Below are 15,428 nucleotides of genomic sequence, written 5' to 3'. Positions count from 1 at the left end.
TAGCCGCCAAGACATGTCTTCGGAGTTGACTGCAATGGTTCCTTTCTTTGTCCAGATCAAATGCAAGCTTGGTCAGTCCTACACGGTGGCCAATGCGCTCGCCGAAGCCGAGATCGCCTCCGAGATCTACTCCACCGCCGGCCAATACGATTTGCTGGTGAAGTTCTATGTCGACAAGGACACCGACATCGGCCACTTCGTGAACGAGAAGGTGCAGGTGCTGCCCGGCATCCAGGACACGCTCACCATCATCACCTTCAAGGCGTTCGGCACCGGCTAGCCGCACGCGCTCAGCCGCCGCCCTCCTTGCGCTTGGGCGGCGTCGGGCCATCGACCGGAGGCAGCGACTTCAGGTACGCCGCCATCGCGGCGCGATCCTCCGGCTGCAACTGCGCGAGGTTCTTGATCACCGGCCGCATCGCGCCCGATGCGCTGTCACCCTCGGGCATGTCGCCGGTCTCGAGAAAGTCGGCGATATCCTTCTCGCTCCAGCTACCTAAGCCCTTCTGCGTGATGTTCGGCACCCAGCCCTCGCCTTCGGGATTGGGACCGCCGGCAAAGCGCTGCGAGCTGATGACGCCGCCGAGAACATTGCGCGGGCTGTGGCATTCGGCGCAATGGCCAAAACCATTCACGAGGTAGGCGCCGCGATTCCACTGCGCGGAGCGCGTTGCGTCAGGCACGAACGGCCTTACATCCATGAACAGCAATTTCCAGATGCCGACATTGCGGCGGATATTGAACGGAAACGGCAGTTCGTGGTCGCGCACGCGACCCGAGACCGGCGGCAGCGTCTTCAGATAGGCAAAGAGATCGCGGACGTGGTCGACCTCCGCAAGATGATAGGACGTGTAGGGAAATGCCGGGAAGTAGTGCCTGCCCTCGGGCGAAATGCCGCGCGTCACCGCATTGACGAAATCAGCCTCGCTCCAGCGGCCGATGCCGTCGGTGGGGTCAGGCGAAATGTTCGGCGCATAGAACGTCCCGAACGGCGAGCCCAGCGCGAGCCCGCCGCCGAGCTTCAGGCGATCCGGCTGGTTGGGCACGGCATGGCAGGAGGAGCAGCCGCCCGCATTGAACAGCTCCTGTCCATTGGCGAGATCAGGCTTGCGCGTCGGCGCCGGCAACGCCAAGGCGCTCGGCGCGGTCAGCCACCAATAGACGGCAAAGGCTGCGACAGCAGCGATCAAAGTGACGTAAATTGTTCGTCGCAGCATGAAGAATCCCGTTGAGCTCAAGCGTATTTACGGGTCATCCCGCCGCAGCTCCAGCCACGAATAATTTAGATGGTGTGACTGTAATCCGGGAATAAAATCGCAGTCGCACTGTTTGCAAGGTGACAGCAATCAGGCGTCAACAGGGAGAGACCCATGAACAAAGCGCTTTTTGCCACGCTGGCACTCGGAGCTGCCGTCGCATTCGCAGGTCCGGCCAGCGCCGAGAAGCTGAAGGCGACACTGGACGGGAAGTCCGAAGTGCCCGCCACCACCACCAGTGGCACCGGCACCGCCGATATCGACTATGACGCCCCAACGAAAAAGCTGTCCTGGAAGGTGACCTATTCCGGCCTCTCCGGCCCCGCCACTGCCGCTCATTTCCACGGCCCTGCCGAGGTCGGCAAGAACGCCGGCGTCGCGATCCCGATCCCGGGCATCGCCAACAGCCCGGCCGAAGGTTCGGCGACGCTGACCGACGCGCAGGCCTCCGATCTCCTGTCCGGCAAGCTCTACGTCAACATTCACACCGCGGCCAACCCGGGCGGCGAAATCCGCGGCCAGGTGACGAAGTAGAGATCATCAAGACCTCATCGTTGAAGGCCGGGCGCGAGCGTCCGGCCTTTTTGATTCCGAAACGACAGGTGACACCCGCGCGCTCAAGCCGCACTCAGCGCATGCTCGAGATCGGCGATCAGATCGGACGGATTTTCGATGCCGATCGACAGGCGGATGGTGCAATCGAGCACGCCGATCTTGCGGCGGATATCGGCGGGAATGCCGGAATGAGTCATCGTCGCCGGCAGGCTCGCCAGCGATTCCGTGCCGCCGAGGCTGACCGCGAGCTTGAGGATCTGCAAGCCGTTGAGAAACTTCTCCGCCGCCGCCTGGCCGCCGACGATGTCGAACGAGAACGTCGATCCCGCGCCTGAGCATTGCCGCGCGAACACGCGCCCCGAGGGCGAGGTCTCCTCGTGATGGCCGAGATAATGAACCTTCGCCACCTTGGCGTGATCGCGCAGGAAATCCGCGACGAGACGCGCATTGCTGTTGGCCTTCTCCATGCGCAGGCTGAGGGTCTCGAGCGAGCGGTTGATCATCCAGCAGGAATGCGGATCGAGCTGGGTGCCGATGGCACCGCGCAGCGCCTTGATGCCCTTCATCACCGCCTTGGTGCCGAGCGCTGCGCCCGCGATCAGATCGGAATGGCCGCCGACATATTTGGTGAGCGAGTACAGCGAGATGTCGGCGCCGTGCTCGATCGGCCGCTGAAACACCGGGCCGAGCAGCGTGTTGTCGCAGGCGATGATCGGCGTGGTGCCCTGGGCTTTGCCGATGCCGTCGGCGACGCGGCGCATCAGCGCGATGTCGACGAGCCCATTGGTCGGGTTGGCCGGCGTCTCGACCAGGATCATCGAAACCCTCCCTAAGCGCATGGCTTCCTCCGCGGCCTGGTTGACCACCACCTCGTCGACGCCGTCGGCAAAGCCGACCGCGCCGATCGAGAAGCGCGACAGCGTGTTCGTCAGCAGGGTTTCGGTGCCGCCATAGAGCGGCTGCGAGTGGAGAATGACATCGCCCGGGCGGACGAACGCCAAAATCGTCGTCGAGATCGCCGCCATGCCCGAGGAGAACAGCGCGCAGCTCTCGGTGCGCTCATAGACCGCGAGCCTGTCCTCGACAATCTCGCTGTTGGGATGGTTGAAGCGCGAATAGACGAGCCCAGCGCCCATCCCCTCCGGCGGCTCGCGCCGGCCGGCGACGTAGTCGAAGAAGTCCTGCCCGTCCTCGGCCGTTTTGAACACGAAGGTCGAGGTCAGGAACACCGGCGGCTTGATGGCGCCTTCCGACAGCTGCGGATCATAGCCATAGGTCAGCATCAGCGTTTCCGGATGCAGCATATGGTTGCCGATGTGGGTTTTCGACGGGAACGGTTTTGCCATGGCCTGTCTCGCTGTTGCCTGCGATCGCCGCCCGCGGCGCAACTCTCGATAGCGTCAGGCATCAACGCCGCGGCGGCGCGAGCAAACATAGTCCTTCTGACGGCCATGCGTCAGGGCAAGCGGACAGAATTTGGCGATGTGATCGAAAAAGGCGCGAGCCCAGTAGCCCGGATGGAGCGCAGCGCAATCCGGGACAGGGCTATCCGCATCGACGGCAGCCCCGGATTTCGCTTTCGCTCCATCCGGGCTACGAAGTCAGCGAGCTCCTCGCCTTACTTCAGCTTCAGCCGATACGTCTCGTGGCAATCATTGCAGCGGTCGTTGATGGTGGTGTAGGCCGCCTTGAGGCTGGCGACATTGTGGATCTTGCCCTTGACGTCGGCGATCGCCTTCTGCACCGGGGGGATTTTTGATTCGAAATCAGCCTTCTGCTGCCACACCTTTGGCGACGAACCATAGGTGGCGTTGACCACGTCCTGCTTGGGATTGACCTCGAAGGTCTTGGCAATCTTGGCGACGTCCGCCTCCAGGCTGGCGATTGCCTCGTCGACTTGCTTCTGGTTGTAGGGAATGTCGCCCTTCGTCATCTTGAGGATCACGCCGTACATGCTCTTGGCCTGCGAGCGCATCAGATTGTCCTGCTGGACGGCGACCTCCTGCTGCGCCATCACGGCGCCTGCACCCAGGATCAGGGTGCCCGCGACAACAAACATTCGTTTCATGAGTCTTCTTCTCCGGCTCGCAAGTCGGTTGGGGAACAGGCCATTGATGGTTAGAACCCGGCGGCGGTCAGTTAATTCCCGCCGCGGGAGAAGCCACGCCTTACAGGCTGTGGCGGCGGTGGTGCTCGTTGATCGCGATCCACACCCGCTCAGGCGTTGCCGGCATGTCAATGTGATCGATCTTGTATTCGCGCCAGAGCGCATCGACGATGGCGTTGACGACGGCCGGGCAGGACCCGATCGCGCCGGCCTCGCCCGCGCCCTTCACCCCCATCGGATTGGTCGTGCAAGGAATGTTGTGGGTCTCGAACACGAAGGACGGGCCGTCCGCCGCGCGCGGCAACGCGTAGTCCATGTAAGTCGCGGTGATGAGCTGGCCATCGGTCGCGCCATAGACCACCTGCTCCATCAGCGCCTGGCCGATGCCCTGCATGGCGCCGCCATGCACCTGGCCCGCCAGCAGCAGCGGATTCAGCGTCTTGCCGAAATCGTCGACGATCACGTAGTTGACGATTCTGATGATGCCGGTGGCCGGATCGATCTCGACCTCCGCCAGATGCGTGCCGTTCGGGTAGGTGCCGTCAGCGCTGGCGAAGGTCGCGCTGCCATTCAGCTTCGACGGATCGACGCCGGGCCGCTTGGCGAGATCCGCGAACGAGATCGAGCGGTCGGTACCGGCGATCTTGATGATGCCGTCGGTGATCTCGAGGTCACCGGCGCTGGCTTCCAGCGCCTGCGCCGCGATCTCCTTGAGCTTTTGCCCGAGCTCGCGCGTGGCGCGCTCGACGCTGACGCCGCCTGATGGAATCGAGGCCGAGCCGCCGGTGCCGAGGCCCGTGGCGATCTCTGCCGTGTCGCCCTGGCGGACGTGGACGCGCTCCGGCGCAACGCCGAACTGCTCGGCGACGATCTGCGCATAGGCGGTCTGGTGGCCCTGCCCACTCGACTGCGTGCCGATCAGGACGGTGACGTCGCCATTGGGGTCGAGCCGCACATTGGCGGTCTCCTCGCCCATCACGCCGCAGATCTCGACATAGCTCGCAAGGCCAATGCCGCGGATCAGCCCGTGCTTCTTCGCCGCCTTGGCGCGTTTTCCGAATTCCTTCCACTCGCCGATTTCCATCGCGCGCTTCAGATGCGCGGCGAAATCGCCGGAATCGTACACCTTGCCGGTCGCGGTCTTGTAGGGCAGCGCCTTCGGCGGGATGAAGTTCTTGCGACGGATCGCATCCGGCGTCATCTCGAGCTTGCGCGCACAGGCATCGACCAGGCGTTCGATCACGTAGGCGGCCTCGGGCCGGCCCGCGCCGCGATAGGCATCGACCGGCACGCTGTGGGTGAAGATGGTGCGCACCCGGCAGTGGAAGGCCTGGATGTCGTAAAGGCCCGGCAGCATGCCGGCGCCGCCATGCGGGATATAGGGCCCAAAGGTCGACAGATACGCGCCCATGTCGCCCATCAGGTCGCAATCCATCGCCAGGAACTTGCCGTCTTCAGTCAGCGCCATCTTGGCGGTGGTGACGTTGTCGCGGCCCTGCGCATCGCCCATGAAATGCTCGGAGCGATCGGCCGACCATTTGACGGCCTTCTTCAGCTTGCGCGCGGCGACCGCCATCAACGCGTATTCGCGGTACGGGAACAGCTTGGTGCCAAAGCCGCCGCCGACGTCGGGGCAGATCACCCGCATCTTGTCGGTGGGGATGTTCAGCACGTTCTGGCAGAGGATGTCGCGCAGACGGTGGCTGCCCTGGCTGCCGACCGTCAGGGTCAGATGATCGGCCTTGGCGTCGTATTCGCAGACCGCCGCGCGCGTCTCCATGAAGCTCGCAACCACGCGCGGATTGACGATGGAGATTTCGGCAACCGTATGCGCCTTGGCGAAGGCGGCTTCAGTCGCTTTCTTGTCGCCGATCGAGACGTCGAACAGCACATTGCCCGGCTTGTCCGGCCAGACCTGCGGCGCGCCTTTCTTGACGGCGTTGACGACGCCGGTCACGGCCGGCAGCGGGCTCCATTTGACCTCGATCGCCTCGATCGCGTCGCGGGCCTGGTCGATGGTCTCGGCAACCACGAAGGCGACGGCGTCGCCGACATGCCGCACCTCGTCCTTGGCCAGGATCGGGTAAGGCGGGCCGGTGAACGGATCGGTCTCTAGATTGAACAGGCAGGGCAGATTGCCGAGATCGCCGACCTCGGCCGCGGTGAGAATCAGTGCGACCCCAGGCAGCGTCCGGGCGCGGCTCGCATCGATGGTGAACTTGGCGTGTGCATGCGGCGAGCGCAGCACCAGGCAGCGCAGCGCGGCCTGCGGCGTGTAATCGTCGGTATAGCGGCCCTTGCCGCGGATCAGCGCGTCGTCCTCCTTGCGCAGCACGCTTTGGCCTACGCCGAATTTGATGGGGGCTGCCATTGTCTTGTCCCGTCCTATGGTTGTTTTGCCGGCATATTGCCGTGGAAAAAGAGGCAGTGCAAACGGGTTTAGGCAGGCGGGCCCCGCGAAAAAATGACCCGTACCTTGCGCCTCAGAGCGGGATCGGACGGAACGCCCGCAGTGCGGTCGTTTCCCTGTGGAGACCGATGATTCGGCGTCCCTTCGACGCATCCGAATTCTGGCACCACCAGGCCCCGGCCGCTGCCAAAACCGGCGCTAGTGACTCAGTTTCTTCACCATCAGGTAATGGTCATAGGTGGCATCACCGATGCGAATGACACTGGGATCAGTGCCATAAATCTCGAAACCATTTCGCTGATAAGTCTTGATGGCAGCAACTGCCGTCGATCCCACGGCGAGGTGCACCTGCTCGACACGCGTCACGGCATGGGCAAGAAGCTCCTTGATGAGCCGATCGCCGACGCCCTTGCCGCGTTCGTTCTCCCGCACATAGACCGAGAAGATATGTCCCCTATGCTGCGATTTCCTGTATCGCGAGGCATAGAAGCCCGCCACTCCGATCAGACCCTCACATCCAATCGCGCCGAGGATCGTCTCGCCGAGCCATTGGCGATAGGCCGCCATCATCACATCGCCGCCTTCGTCCTCTTCAGGAGATCCAAACGTCTGAGGATACGCCCGAATTGCCTCCGCGCGAATCTCGCGGAGACAATCCAGATCATCGACAGTCAATCGCCGGATCTCAAAATCCGCCCGAGGAATGACCGCGTTTGAGACCATGATATCAGCCCTTCTGTTATCTTAGCGCGGCATGGTCATTTACATCCCACGGCCGCTCCATAGATACATCGTGCTGTCCCTCAACTTGTCGATGCCGCGTTGTGGCGAGAGATAGTCGACCTCACCGCGCGTCAGGCCGATATCCATCAGCTCCCTGTCGCTCAGATCCTGCAAGGTGACCTGCGGATTCTGGCGCCGCGCCAGAAACGCAAGCCAGGCTTGCTTGAGCAGACCGAGGAGGGTTGGCGTCGATGCGGCCGTCGGTCCGGCAGCATCCAGCACAGCGCCGTCCAGCGCCGACGCAGACGCCTTGAGGCGCTCCGCCAACGCCTGGTCGATCGCGCTCTTTGCCTGGACGATCGAGAGCGTGAGGCCGCGCCTTGCGGCCTCTCCCTCAATTCCGGGTGAGATATCCGTGAGTTGTGGTGGCATCGTATGCTCCTGCTGTTGTGCCGGCAGGGAGCGTGGCCAAACAAAAGGCCCCGTCCGATGCCGGCGGGGCCTGGTGGAAGAGATGTCGTCGTCGAAATGCTAGCGCACGACTCCTTCCACGGCCCAGCCGAAGCGGGTCATGATCGAGAAGTTTACTTTGCGCGGGCACTTGATCATGGGGCTCCAATACCACGGCAACCGCACAAAATCAAGGGATGCAAGGGAGCCAAGCACTCCTTTAAGGCGAGTGGCGACAGGTATTCGCGAGCACGCTTCGCAAGGACCTTTTTCCGCGGCTGCACGCCGCGGAAATAGGATCGCCGGACGATCAGACGGCCGCGCTCCTGCGAAGAAGTTCAGCTGAGGTCATGAAGGATTCCGGCCATGGACAAGATCAGCGCGATCAAGGTCCAGACCAGGGGGCTATTCAGAAACGGCGACACCTGAGCCTCCGAATTCGGCGGGAAAATCCTTTAGTTTAGGCAGGCCGTCCCTGATCGGCAACACCGTCTCGGAATAATTGACGTGCACGCCCGGCGCGAACTTCAGCGTCGGCAATGTGGCTGCGTAGACGTCGACGAGCCCAAGCGGCGGATGGTCGCACATGAGATGCCCCCCGCAGCCCTTGCAGTATTGCCGATGGCTGAGCTCCGATTGTGCGTAGGTGGCGACGAATTCGGCGCCCTTGGTCACCCGCACGTTCTGCGGCTTCCACAATGTGAATGCGTTCACTGGGGCGGCCGACCAGGAGCGGCACGACGAGCAATGGCAATATCCCATGGCCTCCGGTGCGCCCTCCGCTTCGATTTCAACCGCTTCGCAAAAGCATTTGCCGCTGTAAATCGTCATGATGTCGATCTCCTTGATTTGATCTGTTGAACGTCTGGAGCTTCGGACCTATTTCCCGAATCTTGCCTGGATTTCAGCGAGCCCCGCTTCATAGACCCCGAGCAATGCTTCGCTCGCGGCCTTCTCCTGCCTTGGCGCGGGCGTATAGGAGCCGTTCCAGGTAATGGTGGAAGCGCCATTGGCTTTCGCGGTCACCTTGATCGTTGCGGTGTAGTTCGAGACGGGCAGCGGGCTCGTCAGGAACTTGTAGGAGTAGCTGTACTCGGCCTCATTCCGGGCGACTTGCGTCTCGACGAAAGCGGCCTTTCCGTCCTTCGTGACGAGAATGCGCGTCGATGGCGCCTTGCCGTCCTCGATGCACTGACCCACCGGGGGCAGCCAATCCTTGATCGCGCAGAACGGCCCGATCAGCGACCAAACGTCCCGGGCAGGCGCCTTCACATCAACGCTGCGGCTGATCGTGGCTGCAGCGGCCGATGCGGCGCCCGAATGGAGCAACACCGTGCCGAACATCGCGGCGCTCGCCATGGAGAGCCTGGGCCTGCAGAAAATCCTTGTCATCGCAATTACCTTGTCATTGTGAGTTGATGCCATGAGGCTCTCGGCCGACGCGGCGGTCCTTCAAGCCCGGTGAAGCGGTCCAAATCCGCATGCTGAGAGGTAGCAAAGGCCCTCTGCGCGCCTCTAGTTCACGAACTGAATCGATGCCGGTACAGATTTTGAACTGGAAGCCCCTGCGAATTCCGCAGTACGTTCGCAAATGGTCCACCAGGAGAGAGAACATGGCTGCTGGCAGCTACAAGCAGTTCTGTCCCGTCGCGATGGCCGCCGAAGTTCTGTGTACACGCTGGACTGTGGTGCTGCTGCGGGAGCTGATGGCCGGCTCGACGCGCTTCAACGATCTGCGACGTGGTGTCCCCCGGATGTCGCCCGCGCTGCTATCGCAGCGGCTCAAGGATCTCGAGTCGGCAGGGATTGTCGCGCGGGAAGCATTGGCTTCGGACCCTGGCCTCTACGAATATCGGTTGACGCCAGCGGGACGTGAACTCACTCCCATCGTCGAAGGATTTGGAATCTGGGGTCAACGCCGGATCAAGGCCGACCTGTCGCTCCAGCACCTCGACGTTCAACTGCTGATGTGGGATATGCGGCGAAATCTGAATCCGACGCCGATGCCCAGGCGGCGAAACATCATTCAGTTCGTCTATCCCGAGCTTTCGGCGACCCAACGACACTGGTGGCTGATCGTCGATCCCAAGGAAGGCGTCGACCTGTGCTCGGTCGATCCCGGGTTTGACGTCGACCTCTATATTTCCGTCGATCTGCGCAGCATGACTGCTATCTGGATGGGGCTCGACACCGTCCGTGCGGCCGTGGACAGTCGCCGAATGATTCTGACCGGCGATCGGCAAATCGCATCCTCGATGCAAACTTGGCTTGGTCTCAGCCCGTTCGCCAAGGAGAGAAAACTGGCGAGTTGAATGCCGACCATTCGCTCGGGTCTAGCCGCGTACCAGCGAGACCAGCCAGCGGCGCCCGAACAGAACGAGGATCGCGAGCGCGTAGACGATCGTGCCGCCGACGGCGAGCAGGACCAGCGCCACCTCGTCGTGGAAGCGCATCGCGCCCAACGTAGATCCGCTGACGCCCGCGATCAGCCAGAAGGCGGCCGCGAGGATGATTCCGGTCAGCAGGAATTTGCCGAGCGATATCAGCCAGGCGCGGTCGAGCACGAGAAAACCGCGCCGCACGGCGAAGAACAGCACCAGCAAGAGATTGGTCCAGACGCCGACGGCAGTCGCGAGCGCAAGGCCGATCTGGGCGAGCGATCCCATCAGGGCGACTTTCAGCGCGACGTTGACGGCGATGCCGGTCAGCGACGCGCGGACCGGCGTCGCCGTATCCTTGCGGGCGTAGAAGGTCGCAACCGCGCTGCGGATCAGCACGAAGGGGATCAGGCCGATCGCATACGCAGCGAGCGTGCCGCCCGCTGCAATCGCGTCAGATTTGGAGAACGCGCCGCGGGCGAACAGCGCGCGCATGATCTCGTCGGGCACGGTCAGGAAGGCCGCGACGAACGGGATCGAGAACAGCAGCGTGAAATCGAAGGCGCGGCGCTGCGCCTTCATCGCGCCGTCATGATCGTTGGCCGTGATCCGTTTCGACATTTCCGGCAGTAGCACCGTGCCGATGGCGATGCCGATGACGCCGATCGGCAACTGATTGAGACGGTCGGCGTAGTACAGCGCCGACAGCGCGCCTGCCGGCAGGAAGGTCCCGATGATGGTGTCGGCGAACAGCGCGATCTGCGTCCCCATCGAGCCTAATGTGGCCGGCCCGAGCGCCTTGAAGAAGCTTCGGACGTCTTCGTCGAGCCTCAGCGGCGCGAAGCGCGGCAGACCACCATGGCGGGCGAGATCGCCGGCGAGCAGGAAATATTGCAGGAAGCCCGAGATGAGGACGCCCCAGGCCGCAGCATGGCCGGCGGTCGGAAACCAGACGGCGACCGCCAGCGTCATCATCATCGCGACGTTGAGAAAGATCGACGCGGCGGCGGCACTGGCAAAGCGCTGCATCACGTTCAGCATGCCGCCATAGAGCGTCACCAGCGTGATCAGCAGCAGATAGGGAAAGGTGATCCGGGTCAGCTCGATCGCGAGCTTGCGCTGCTCGGCGTCCTCGGAAAAGCCCGGCGCCAGAATGCTCATGGCCTGAGGCATGAATAGCCAGGCGACGATCAGCAGCACAACTTGAGAGGCCAGCAGCAGCGTGAAGATGCGGTCGGCGAAAAGGTGTGCCGCCGCCTCCCCCTTCTCGCCATGGACATGTGCATAGGCCGGCACCCAGGCGGCGTTGAAGGCACCCTCGGCGAAGATTGCGCGGAAATGATTGGGCAGGCGCAGCGCCACGAAAAAGGCGTCGGCCACAGGGCCGGCGCCGAGGATCGCCGCGAGCATGATGTCGCGGGCAAACCCCGTCAGCCGCGAGAGCAGCGTGTAACCACCAACCGTGAAGATGCGTCCGAGCATGCGGACTGTTTTAGAGACTTATCGGTCAATCGATAAGTCTGAGAAGGACAATGGCTCAAAAAAGACTTCTGTCGACCACGCCGGCCCCACAAGAAAGGTGGTCGTCCCGGCGAAGGACGGGACCCATACCCCGGCTGATAGTGTTGAAGCACGCTGGCTTTACCAGCGCGGTCTCGCAACAGAACCCTGTGGCTATGGGTCCCGGCCTTCGCCGGGACGACGATGAAGCCGCGAAGGCGCGCGTCTCAGGGGGATGAGCCGTGAGGCACTCCTCCGAATCACCCCCCGAGGGCGCCGCGGACGGCAGCGATGATTCGCTCCTGATCGGCTTCGGTCAAATAAGCGTGCATCGGCAGGCTGATGACGTCTTGCGACAGGCTCTCGCAGGCAGGCAGGCCGCCCTCCGCGATTGGATACTGCCTGTAGGCGGATTGCTGATGCATCGACTTGCCGTAATAGACCGCGGTCGGCACGCCCTGCGCCTTCAGCGCAGCGGCGAAGCCGTCGCGGTCGGTGCCTTCAGGCAGGCGGATCGTGTACTGCGCCCAGACCGAGGTATTGCCCGGCGCCAGACGCGGCACGGTGACCACATTGGAGAGGCCGCGCGCGTAGCGCTCCGCGACCTTGTTGCGGGCGGCGATCTCGTCGTCAAAGATCTTCAGCTTCTCGATCAGGATCGCGGCCTGCATGGTGTCGAGCCGGCCGGTGAGGCCAAGGCGGATATTGTCGTATTTGTCGACGCCCTGCCCGTGCACGCGGATGCTGCGCAGCGTGGCTGCAAGCTCGTCGTCATCGGTCAGGATCGCGCCGCCGTCGCCGAAACAGCCGAGCGGCTTTGCCGGAAAGAAGCTGGTCGTGGTGGCGAGCCCGAACGTGCCGAGCTTGCGCCCCTTGTAGCTTGCGCCAAAACCTTGCGCGGCGTCATCGATGATGAAGAGGCCTTCGGCGGCGGCGATCTCGGCGATGGCATCGTGGTCGGCCGGCTGTCCGAACAGATCGACCGGAATGACCGCCACAGGCTTCAGGCCGGCCTTGCGCGCAGCCGCAATGCCCCGCTTGAGCGATTCCGGGTCCATGTTGAAGGTCGTCTCATCGACGTCGACATAAACAGGCGTCGCGCCGGTCCGTGCCGCCGGCGAGGCGGTCGCAATGAAGGTGAAGGAAGGACACAGCACGGCATCGCCGGGCCCGACGTTCTTCGCCATCAGCACCATCAGCAGCGCATCGGTGCCGTTGGAGCACGTCACCACGTGCTTGGCGCCGCAATAAGCCGCAAGCTGCTTCTCGAGCTCGAAGACCTCAGGACCGTTGACGAACTGGCAATGGTCCATCACACGCTTGACGGCGGCATCGAGCTCCGCGCCGAGCCGGCGGCGCTGCGAGGCGACGTCGATGAAGGGAATCGGTTCGGAACGAAGATGCTGGTTCATGGTCTGGTTCTTGGCGCCTTCTTGCCTGGTCGACATGGAAAGGGAGTTAGCCGGCGACGCGGCGCGGGCCTTTGCGGGCGGGCGACGTCGCTGCGGGCCGCGATGGCGTCTCGAGGCACTGCGTCGCGATCTCGAGGCTGGCGACGCCTTCGTCGCCGGTGACCGCAGGGGTCTCGCCGTTGCGAACGGCCTTGAGGAAGGCGATCAGCTCGGCGCGCAGCGGCTCGTCATGGCCGACAGGCAGATGCCGCATCGAATAGCTGCCGTCAGGCTTGAAGCCGAAGCATTCGGTGACCTGGCGCGTCAGCAAATCGCCCATCACGTATTTGCCGCGGGTCGCGACTGTGACGCTGCGCGCCTTGAACGGCGTCAGCCAGTTGGTGTTGATGTGGGCAAGCACGCCATTGGCGGTGCGGAACTGGAGCAGCGCGATGTCCTCGCGCTCGGCGACCGCGCTCGACAGCTGCGGCTGCACCTCGACGATGTCGGATTCGGTGAACCAGCGGATCAGGTCGATGTCGTGCACGGCAAGGTCGATGACGACGCCGACATTGGACATGCGCGGCGGGAACGGGCCGACGCGGGTGATCGCGATGGAGAGAATGTCCTCGCCCGCGATCGCCTGCTTGACCGCGGCAACGGCCGGATTGAAGCGCTCGACATGGCCGACCATCAGCGTGACGCCGGCCTTTTGCGCGGCGGCGACGATCTCGCGGCCCTCTTCCACCGTGGAGGCGATCGGCTTCTCGACCAGCACGTGGATATTCCTGGCGATGCAGGCCAGCGCGACTTCGTGATGCAGATGCGTCGGCGCTGCGATGGTGACGGCATCGACGCCCTCGGCCAGGAGCTGGTCGAGCGTCTCGAAGCTGTTGCAATTGGCGAGCTCCGTCGCGCGCGTCCGATGCGCGGGTGAAGGATCGACCACCCCGACCAGGGTGATGCCGGGCAGACCGGCGAGCACCCGCGCATGGTTGCTGCCCATCACGCCGGCGCCGACGACACCGACGCGCAGGCCGGCCTTTGCCGGCTGTGATCCCTTGGAACTCATCTGAGCAAACCCCGATTCAACGCAAATCCCCGGGCTGCTTCTAGCACGGGCGCCACAGATGTGGCGAATGCCGGGCAAATTGACCGGACACGATTTGATTCAAAAAGTTACACGTTCTCCGGGCCTTAGCCGCCGAAAGCGGGCTTTGGGGCCCGGATCGCGTGATTCGGAGTTCGCTGGTTACGACCTTTGATAGTCGTCTTCAATCCGGATGATGTCGTCTTCCCCGAGATAGGACCCGGTCTGGACCTCGATCAGCTCCAGCATGATTTTACCGGGGTTCTCCATCCGGTGCACCGCGCCCATCGGGATATAGATCGACTCGTTCTCGTGCACCGTCTTCACCGTCTCGTTGACGGTGACGCGGGCGGCACCGCGGACCACGATCCAGTGCTCGGCGCGATGGTGATGCTTCTGCAGCGACAGCCGTCCGCCCGGCTTCACCACGATGCGCTTGACCTGGTGGCGCTCGCCATTGTCGACCGACTGGTAGCTGCCCCAGGGCCGATGCACCTTGAGATGCTCCTCGGTGACCTTCGGCGCGACCGCCTTCAGCTTGGTGATCAGGCGCTTCAGCCCGTTGGCATCCTGCTGGCGCGAGACCAGCACCGCATCCGCGGTCGCGACCACGACGAGATCGTCGACGCCTTCGAGCGCGACCAGCGCATGATCGGTCGTGACGTTGCAGTTGCGCGAATCCTCGAACACGGCGGTGCCGTGCGCCGCATTGCCTTGCGCATCCTTGTCGGACAATTCCCACACCGCGCGCCAGGAGCCGACGTCGGACCAGCCGCACGACACCGGCACCACGGCCGCGCGCGAGGTCTTTTCCATCACGGCATAGTCGATCGAGATCGCCTTGGCCGCGCCAAAGGCCTGCGGCTCCAGCGTCACGAAGCCGAGATCGCGGCCGGCATTGTTCACCGCCGAGGACACCGCATCCACGCTCGCCGCATCGACCCTGCGATATTCGCCGAGCAGGAGGCTTGCGGGAAACATGAAGTTGCCGCTGTTCCAGAGATAGCCGGAATTGACGTAATCCGAAGCCTTCACCGCATCCGGCTTCTCGACGAAGCGCGCGACTGCGTGGACCTCGCCTGAGATCACCTCACCCGGGCTGATATAGCCGTACTCGGTCGCCGGCCGCTCCGGCTTGACGCCGAAGGTGACGATGCGTCCCGTGCTCGCGGCGCTGAGGCCCTCGCGGCACGCCGCGACGAAGGCGGCATTGTCCCGCACCACATGGTCGGCGGCGAGCGCCAGCACGATCGCTTCACTGGTGCGGTTTTGCGCGAATGCCGCGCCGGCGGCGATCGCAGGACCGGAGTCGCGGCGCATCGGTTCGAGGATCACGTCGGCCTCGATGCCGATCTCGGCGAGCTGCTCCAGCACCATGAAGCGGTACGCCGCATTGGTGATGACAACAGGCCGGTCGAACAGCGACGCATCGGAGACACGCAGCAGCGTGTCCTGGAAGGTCGAGCGCGGGCCGAACAGCGGCAGGAACTGTTTTGGCCGCACCTCGCGCGAAGCCGGCCACAGCCGCGTGCCGGCACCACCGCACATGATCAGGGGGATAATGCGTT

At 63.5% G+C, this 15,428-nt stretch carries 16 protein-coding genes; 4 read left to right on the top strand and 12 right to left on the bottom strand.

Going from position 1 to position 15,428, the window contains the following annotated elements; genetic code table 11:
• Positions 1–34 precede the first annotated feature (34 nt).
• The gene (locus AOQ71_RS18660) at positions 35–280 is read left to right on the top strand and encodes an Lrp/AsnC ligand binding domain-containing protein (RefSeq protein ID WP_018642903.1); all 246 of its coding nucleotides are present in this window, start codon (positions 35–37) and stop codon (positions 278–280) included.
• Between the two features lie 10 nt (positions 281–290).
• Here the strand turns inward: AOQ71_RS18660 and AOQ71_RS18655 are convergent, their stop codons facing one another.
• Positions 291–1,217 (bottom strand): c-type cytochrome, encoded by a 927-nt coding sequence (locus AOQ71_RS18655; RefSeq protein ID WP_057749034.1) that lies wholly within the window; start codon positions 1,215–1,217, stop codon positions 291–293.
• A gap of 153 nt (positions 1,218–1,370) precedes the next feature.
• Between AOQ71_RS18655 and AOQ71_RS18650 the strand changes: the two genes are divergently transcribed.
• Complete coding sequence (locus AOQ71_RS18650; RefSeq protein ID WP_057749031.1) at positions 1,371–1,790, top strand: CHRD domain-containing protein; 420 nt, start codon at positions 1,371–1,373, stop codon at positions 1,788–1,790.
• An 83-nt stretch (positions 1,791–1,873) separates the two neighbouring features.
• On the opposite strand, the gene AOQ71_RS18645 is transcribed toward AOQ71_RS18650, so the two are convergent.
• The 7 genes from AOQ71_RS18645 to AOQ71_RS18615 form a co-directional block, all read right to left on the bottom strand.
• Positions 1,874–3,157 (bottom strand): cystathionine gamma-synthase family protein, encoded by a 1,284-nt coding sequence (locus tag AOQ71_RS18645; protein WP_057749029.1) that lies wholly within the window; start codon positions 3,155–3,157, stop codon positions 1,874–1,876.
• 272 nt (positions 3,158–3,429) lie between these two features.
• A complete protein-coding gene (locus tag AOQ71_RS18640; protein WP_057749025.1) occupies positions 3,430–3,879 on the bottom strand; it encodes a cytochrome c in 450 nt (149 codons plus the stop codon).
• A 100-nt stretch (positions 3,880–3,979) separates the two neighbouring features.
• Complete coding sequence (locus tag AOQ71_RS18635) at positions 3,980–6,289, bottom strand: xanthine dehydrogenase family protein molybdopterin-binding subunit (protein WP_057749022.1); 2,310 nt, start codon at positions 6,287–6,289, stop codon at positions 3,980–3,982.
• 237 nt (positions 6,290–6,526) lie between these two features.
• Entirely contained in the window at positions 6,527–7,051 is a 525-nt protein-coding gene (locus AOQ71_RS18630; RefSeq protein WP_083514311.1) for a GNAT family N-acetyltransferase, read from the bottom strand.
• A gap of 39 nt (positions 7,052–7,090) precedes the next feature.
• The gene (locus AOQ71_RS18625) at positions 7,091–7,483 is read right to left on the bottom strand and encodes a DUF1127 domain-containing protein (protein ID WP_057749016.1); all 393 of its coding nucleotides are present in this window, start codon (positions 7,481–7,483) and stop codon (positions 7,091–7,093) included.
• Positions 7,484–7,906: 423 nt separating this feature from the next.
• Positions 7,907–8,332, bottom strand: coding sequence for a GFA family protein (locus AOQ71_RS18620; protein WP_057749013.1), 426 nt, complete (start codon positions 8,330–8,332; stop codon positions 7,907–7,909).
• A gap of 48 nt (positions 8,333–8,380) precedes the next feature.
• Positions 8,381–8,773 (bottom strand): SRPBCC family protein, encoded by a 393-nt coding sequence (locus tag AOQ71_RS18615; RefSeq protein ID WP_245316982.1) that lies wholly within the window; start codon positions 8,771–8,773, stop codon positions 8,381–8,383.
• On the opposite strand from AOQ71_RS18615, the gene AOQ71_RS48095 reads away from it, so the two are divergent.
• Together AOQ71_RS48095 and AOQ71_RS18610 are read left to right on the top strand one after the other, a co-directional pair.
• Positions 8,718–8,915: a hypothetical protein gene (locus tag AOQ71_RS48095; protein WP_245316984.1), complete on the top strand. Its 198-nt coding sequence runs from the start codon at positions 8,718–8,720 to the stop codon at positions 8,913–8,915. The genes AOQ71_RS18615 and AOQ71_RS48095 overlap by 56 nt on opposite strands.
• Positions 8,916–9,114: 199 nt before the next feature.
• The gene (locus AOQ71_RS18610) at positions 9,115–9,813 is read left to right on the top strand and encodes a winged helix-turn-helix transcriptional regulator (RefSeq protein ID WP_057749007.1); all 699 of its coding nucleotides are present in this window, start codon (positions 9,115–9,117) and stop codon (positions 9,811–9,813) included.
• 21 nt (positions 9,814–9,834) lie between these two features.
• On the opposite strand, the gene murJ is transcribed toward AOQ71_RS18610, so the two are convergent.
• The 4 genes from murJ to AOQ71_RS18590 form a co-directional block, all read right to left on the bottom strand.
• Positions 9,835–11,361, bottom strand: coding sequence for a murein biosynthesis integral membrane protein MurJ (murJ, locus tag AOQ71_RS18605; protein WP_057749004.1), 1,527 nt, complete (start codon positions 11,359–11,361; stop codon positions 9,835–9,837).
• 278 nt (positions 11,362–11,639) lie between these two features.
• Complete coding sequence (locus AOQ71_RS18600) at positions 11,640–12,827, bottom strand: DegT/DnrJ/EryC1/StrS family aminotransferase (RefSeq protein ID WP_083514310.1); 1,188 nt, start codon at positions 12,825–12,827, stop codon at positions 11,640–11,642.
• 10 nt (positions 12,828–12,837) lie between these two features.
• Positions 12,838–13,842: a Gfo/Idh/MocA family protein gene (locus tag AOQ71_RS18595; protein WP_057749003.1), complete on the bottom strand. Its 1,005-nt coding sequence runs from the start codon at positions 13,840–13,842 to the stop codon at positions 12,838–12,840.
• Positions 13,843–14,022: 180 nt separating this feature from the next.
• Positions 14,023–15,428: mannose-1-phosphate guanylyltransferase/mannose-6-phosphate isomerase (locus tag AOQ71_RS18590; protein ID WP_245316978.1), on the bottom strand; the 1,406-nt coding region annotated here is incomplete at its 5' end.

It is taken from the genome of Bradyrhizobium manausense, assembly GCF_001440035.1.
GTDB classification, from domain to species: Bacteria; Pseudomonadota; Alphaproteobacteria; order Rhizobiales; family Xanthobacteraceae; genus Bradyrhizobium; species Bradyrhizobium manausense.
This window is presented reverse-complemented; position numbering and strand designations above follow the sequence as displayed.

Excerpts from the sequence above, each read along its gene's own strand:
- AOQ71_RS18660 (WP_018642903.1), top strand. The coding sequence starts at position 35 with ATGGTTCCTTTCTTTGTCCAGATCAAATGCAAGCTTGGTCAGTCCTAC.
- AOQ71_RS18655 (WP_057749034.1), bottom strand. The coding sequence starts at position 1,217 with ATGCTGCGACGAACAATTTACGTCACTTTGATCGCTGCTGTCGCAGCC.
- AOQ71_RS18650 (WP_057749031.1), top strand. The coding sequence starts at position 1,371 with ATGAACAAAGCGCTTTTTGCCACGCTGGCACTCGGAGCTGCCGTCGCA.
- AOQ71_RS18645 (WP_057749029.1), bottom strand. The coding sequence starts at position 3,157 with ATGGCAAAACCGTTCCCGTCGAAAACCCACATCGGCAACCATATGCTG.
- AOQ71_RS18640 (WP_057749025.1), bottom strand. The coding sequence starts at position 3,879 with ATGAAACGAATGTTTGTTGTCGCGGGCACCCTGATCCTGGGTGCAGGC.
- AOQ71_RS18635 (WP_057749022.1), bottom strand. The coding sequence starts at position 6,289 with ATGGCAGCCCCCATCAAATTCGGCGTAGGCCAAAGCGTGCTGCGCAAG.
- AOQ71_RS18630 (WP_083514311.1), bottom strand. The coding sequence starts at position 7,051 with ATGGTCTCAAACGCGGTCATTCCTCGGGCGGATTTTGAGATCCGGCGA.
- AOQ71_RS18625 (WP_057749016.1), bottom strand. The coding sequence starts at position 7,483 with ATGCCACCACAACTCACGGATATCTCACCCGGAATTGAGGGAGAGGCC.
- AOQ71_RS18620 (WP_057749013.1), bottom strand. The coding sequence starts at position 8,332 with ATGACGATTTACAGCGGCAAATGCTTTTGCGAAGCGGTTGAAATCGAA.
- AOQ71_RS18610 (WP_057749007.1), top strand. The coding sequence starts at position 9,115 with ATGGCTGCTGGCAGCTACAAGCAGTTCTGTCCCGTCGCGATGGCCGCC.
- murJ (WP_057749004.1), bottom strand. The coding sequence starts at position 11,361 with ATGCTCGGACGCATCTTCACGGTTGGTGGTTACACGCTGCTCTCGCGG.
- AOQ71_RS18600 (WP_083514310.1), bottom strand. The coding sequence starts at position 12,827 with ATGTCGACCAGGCAAGAAGGCGCCAAGAACCAGACCATGAACCAGCAT.
- AOQ71_RS18595 (WP_057749003.1), bottom strand. The coding sequence starts at position 13,842 with ATGAGTTCCAAGGGATCACAGCCGGCAAAGGCCGGCCTGCGCGTCGGT.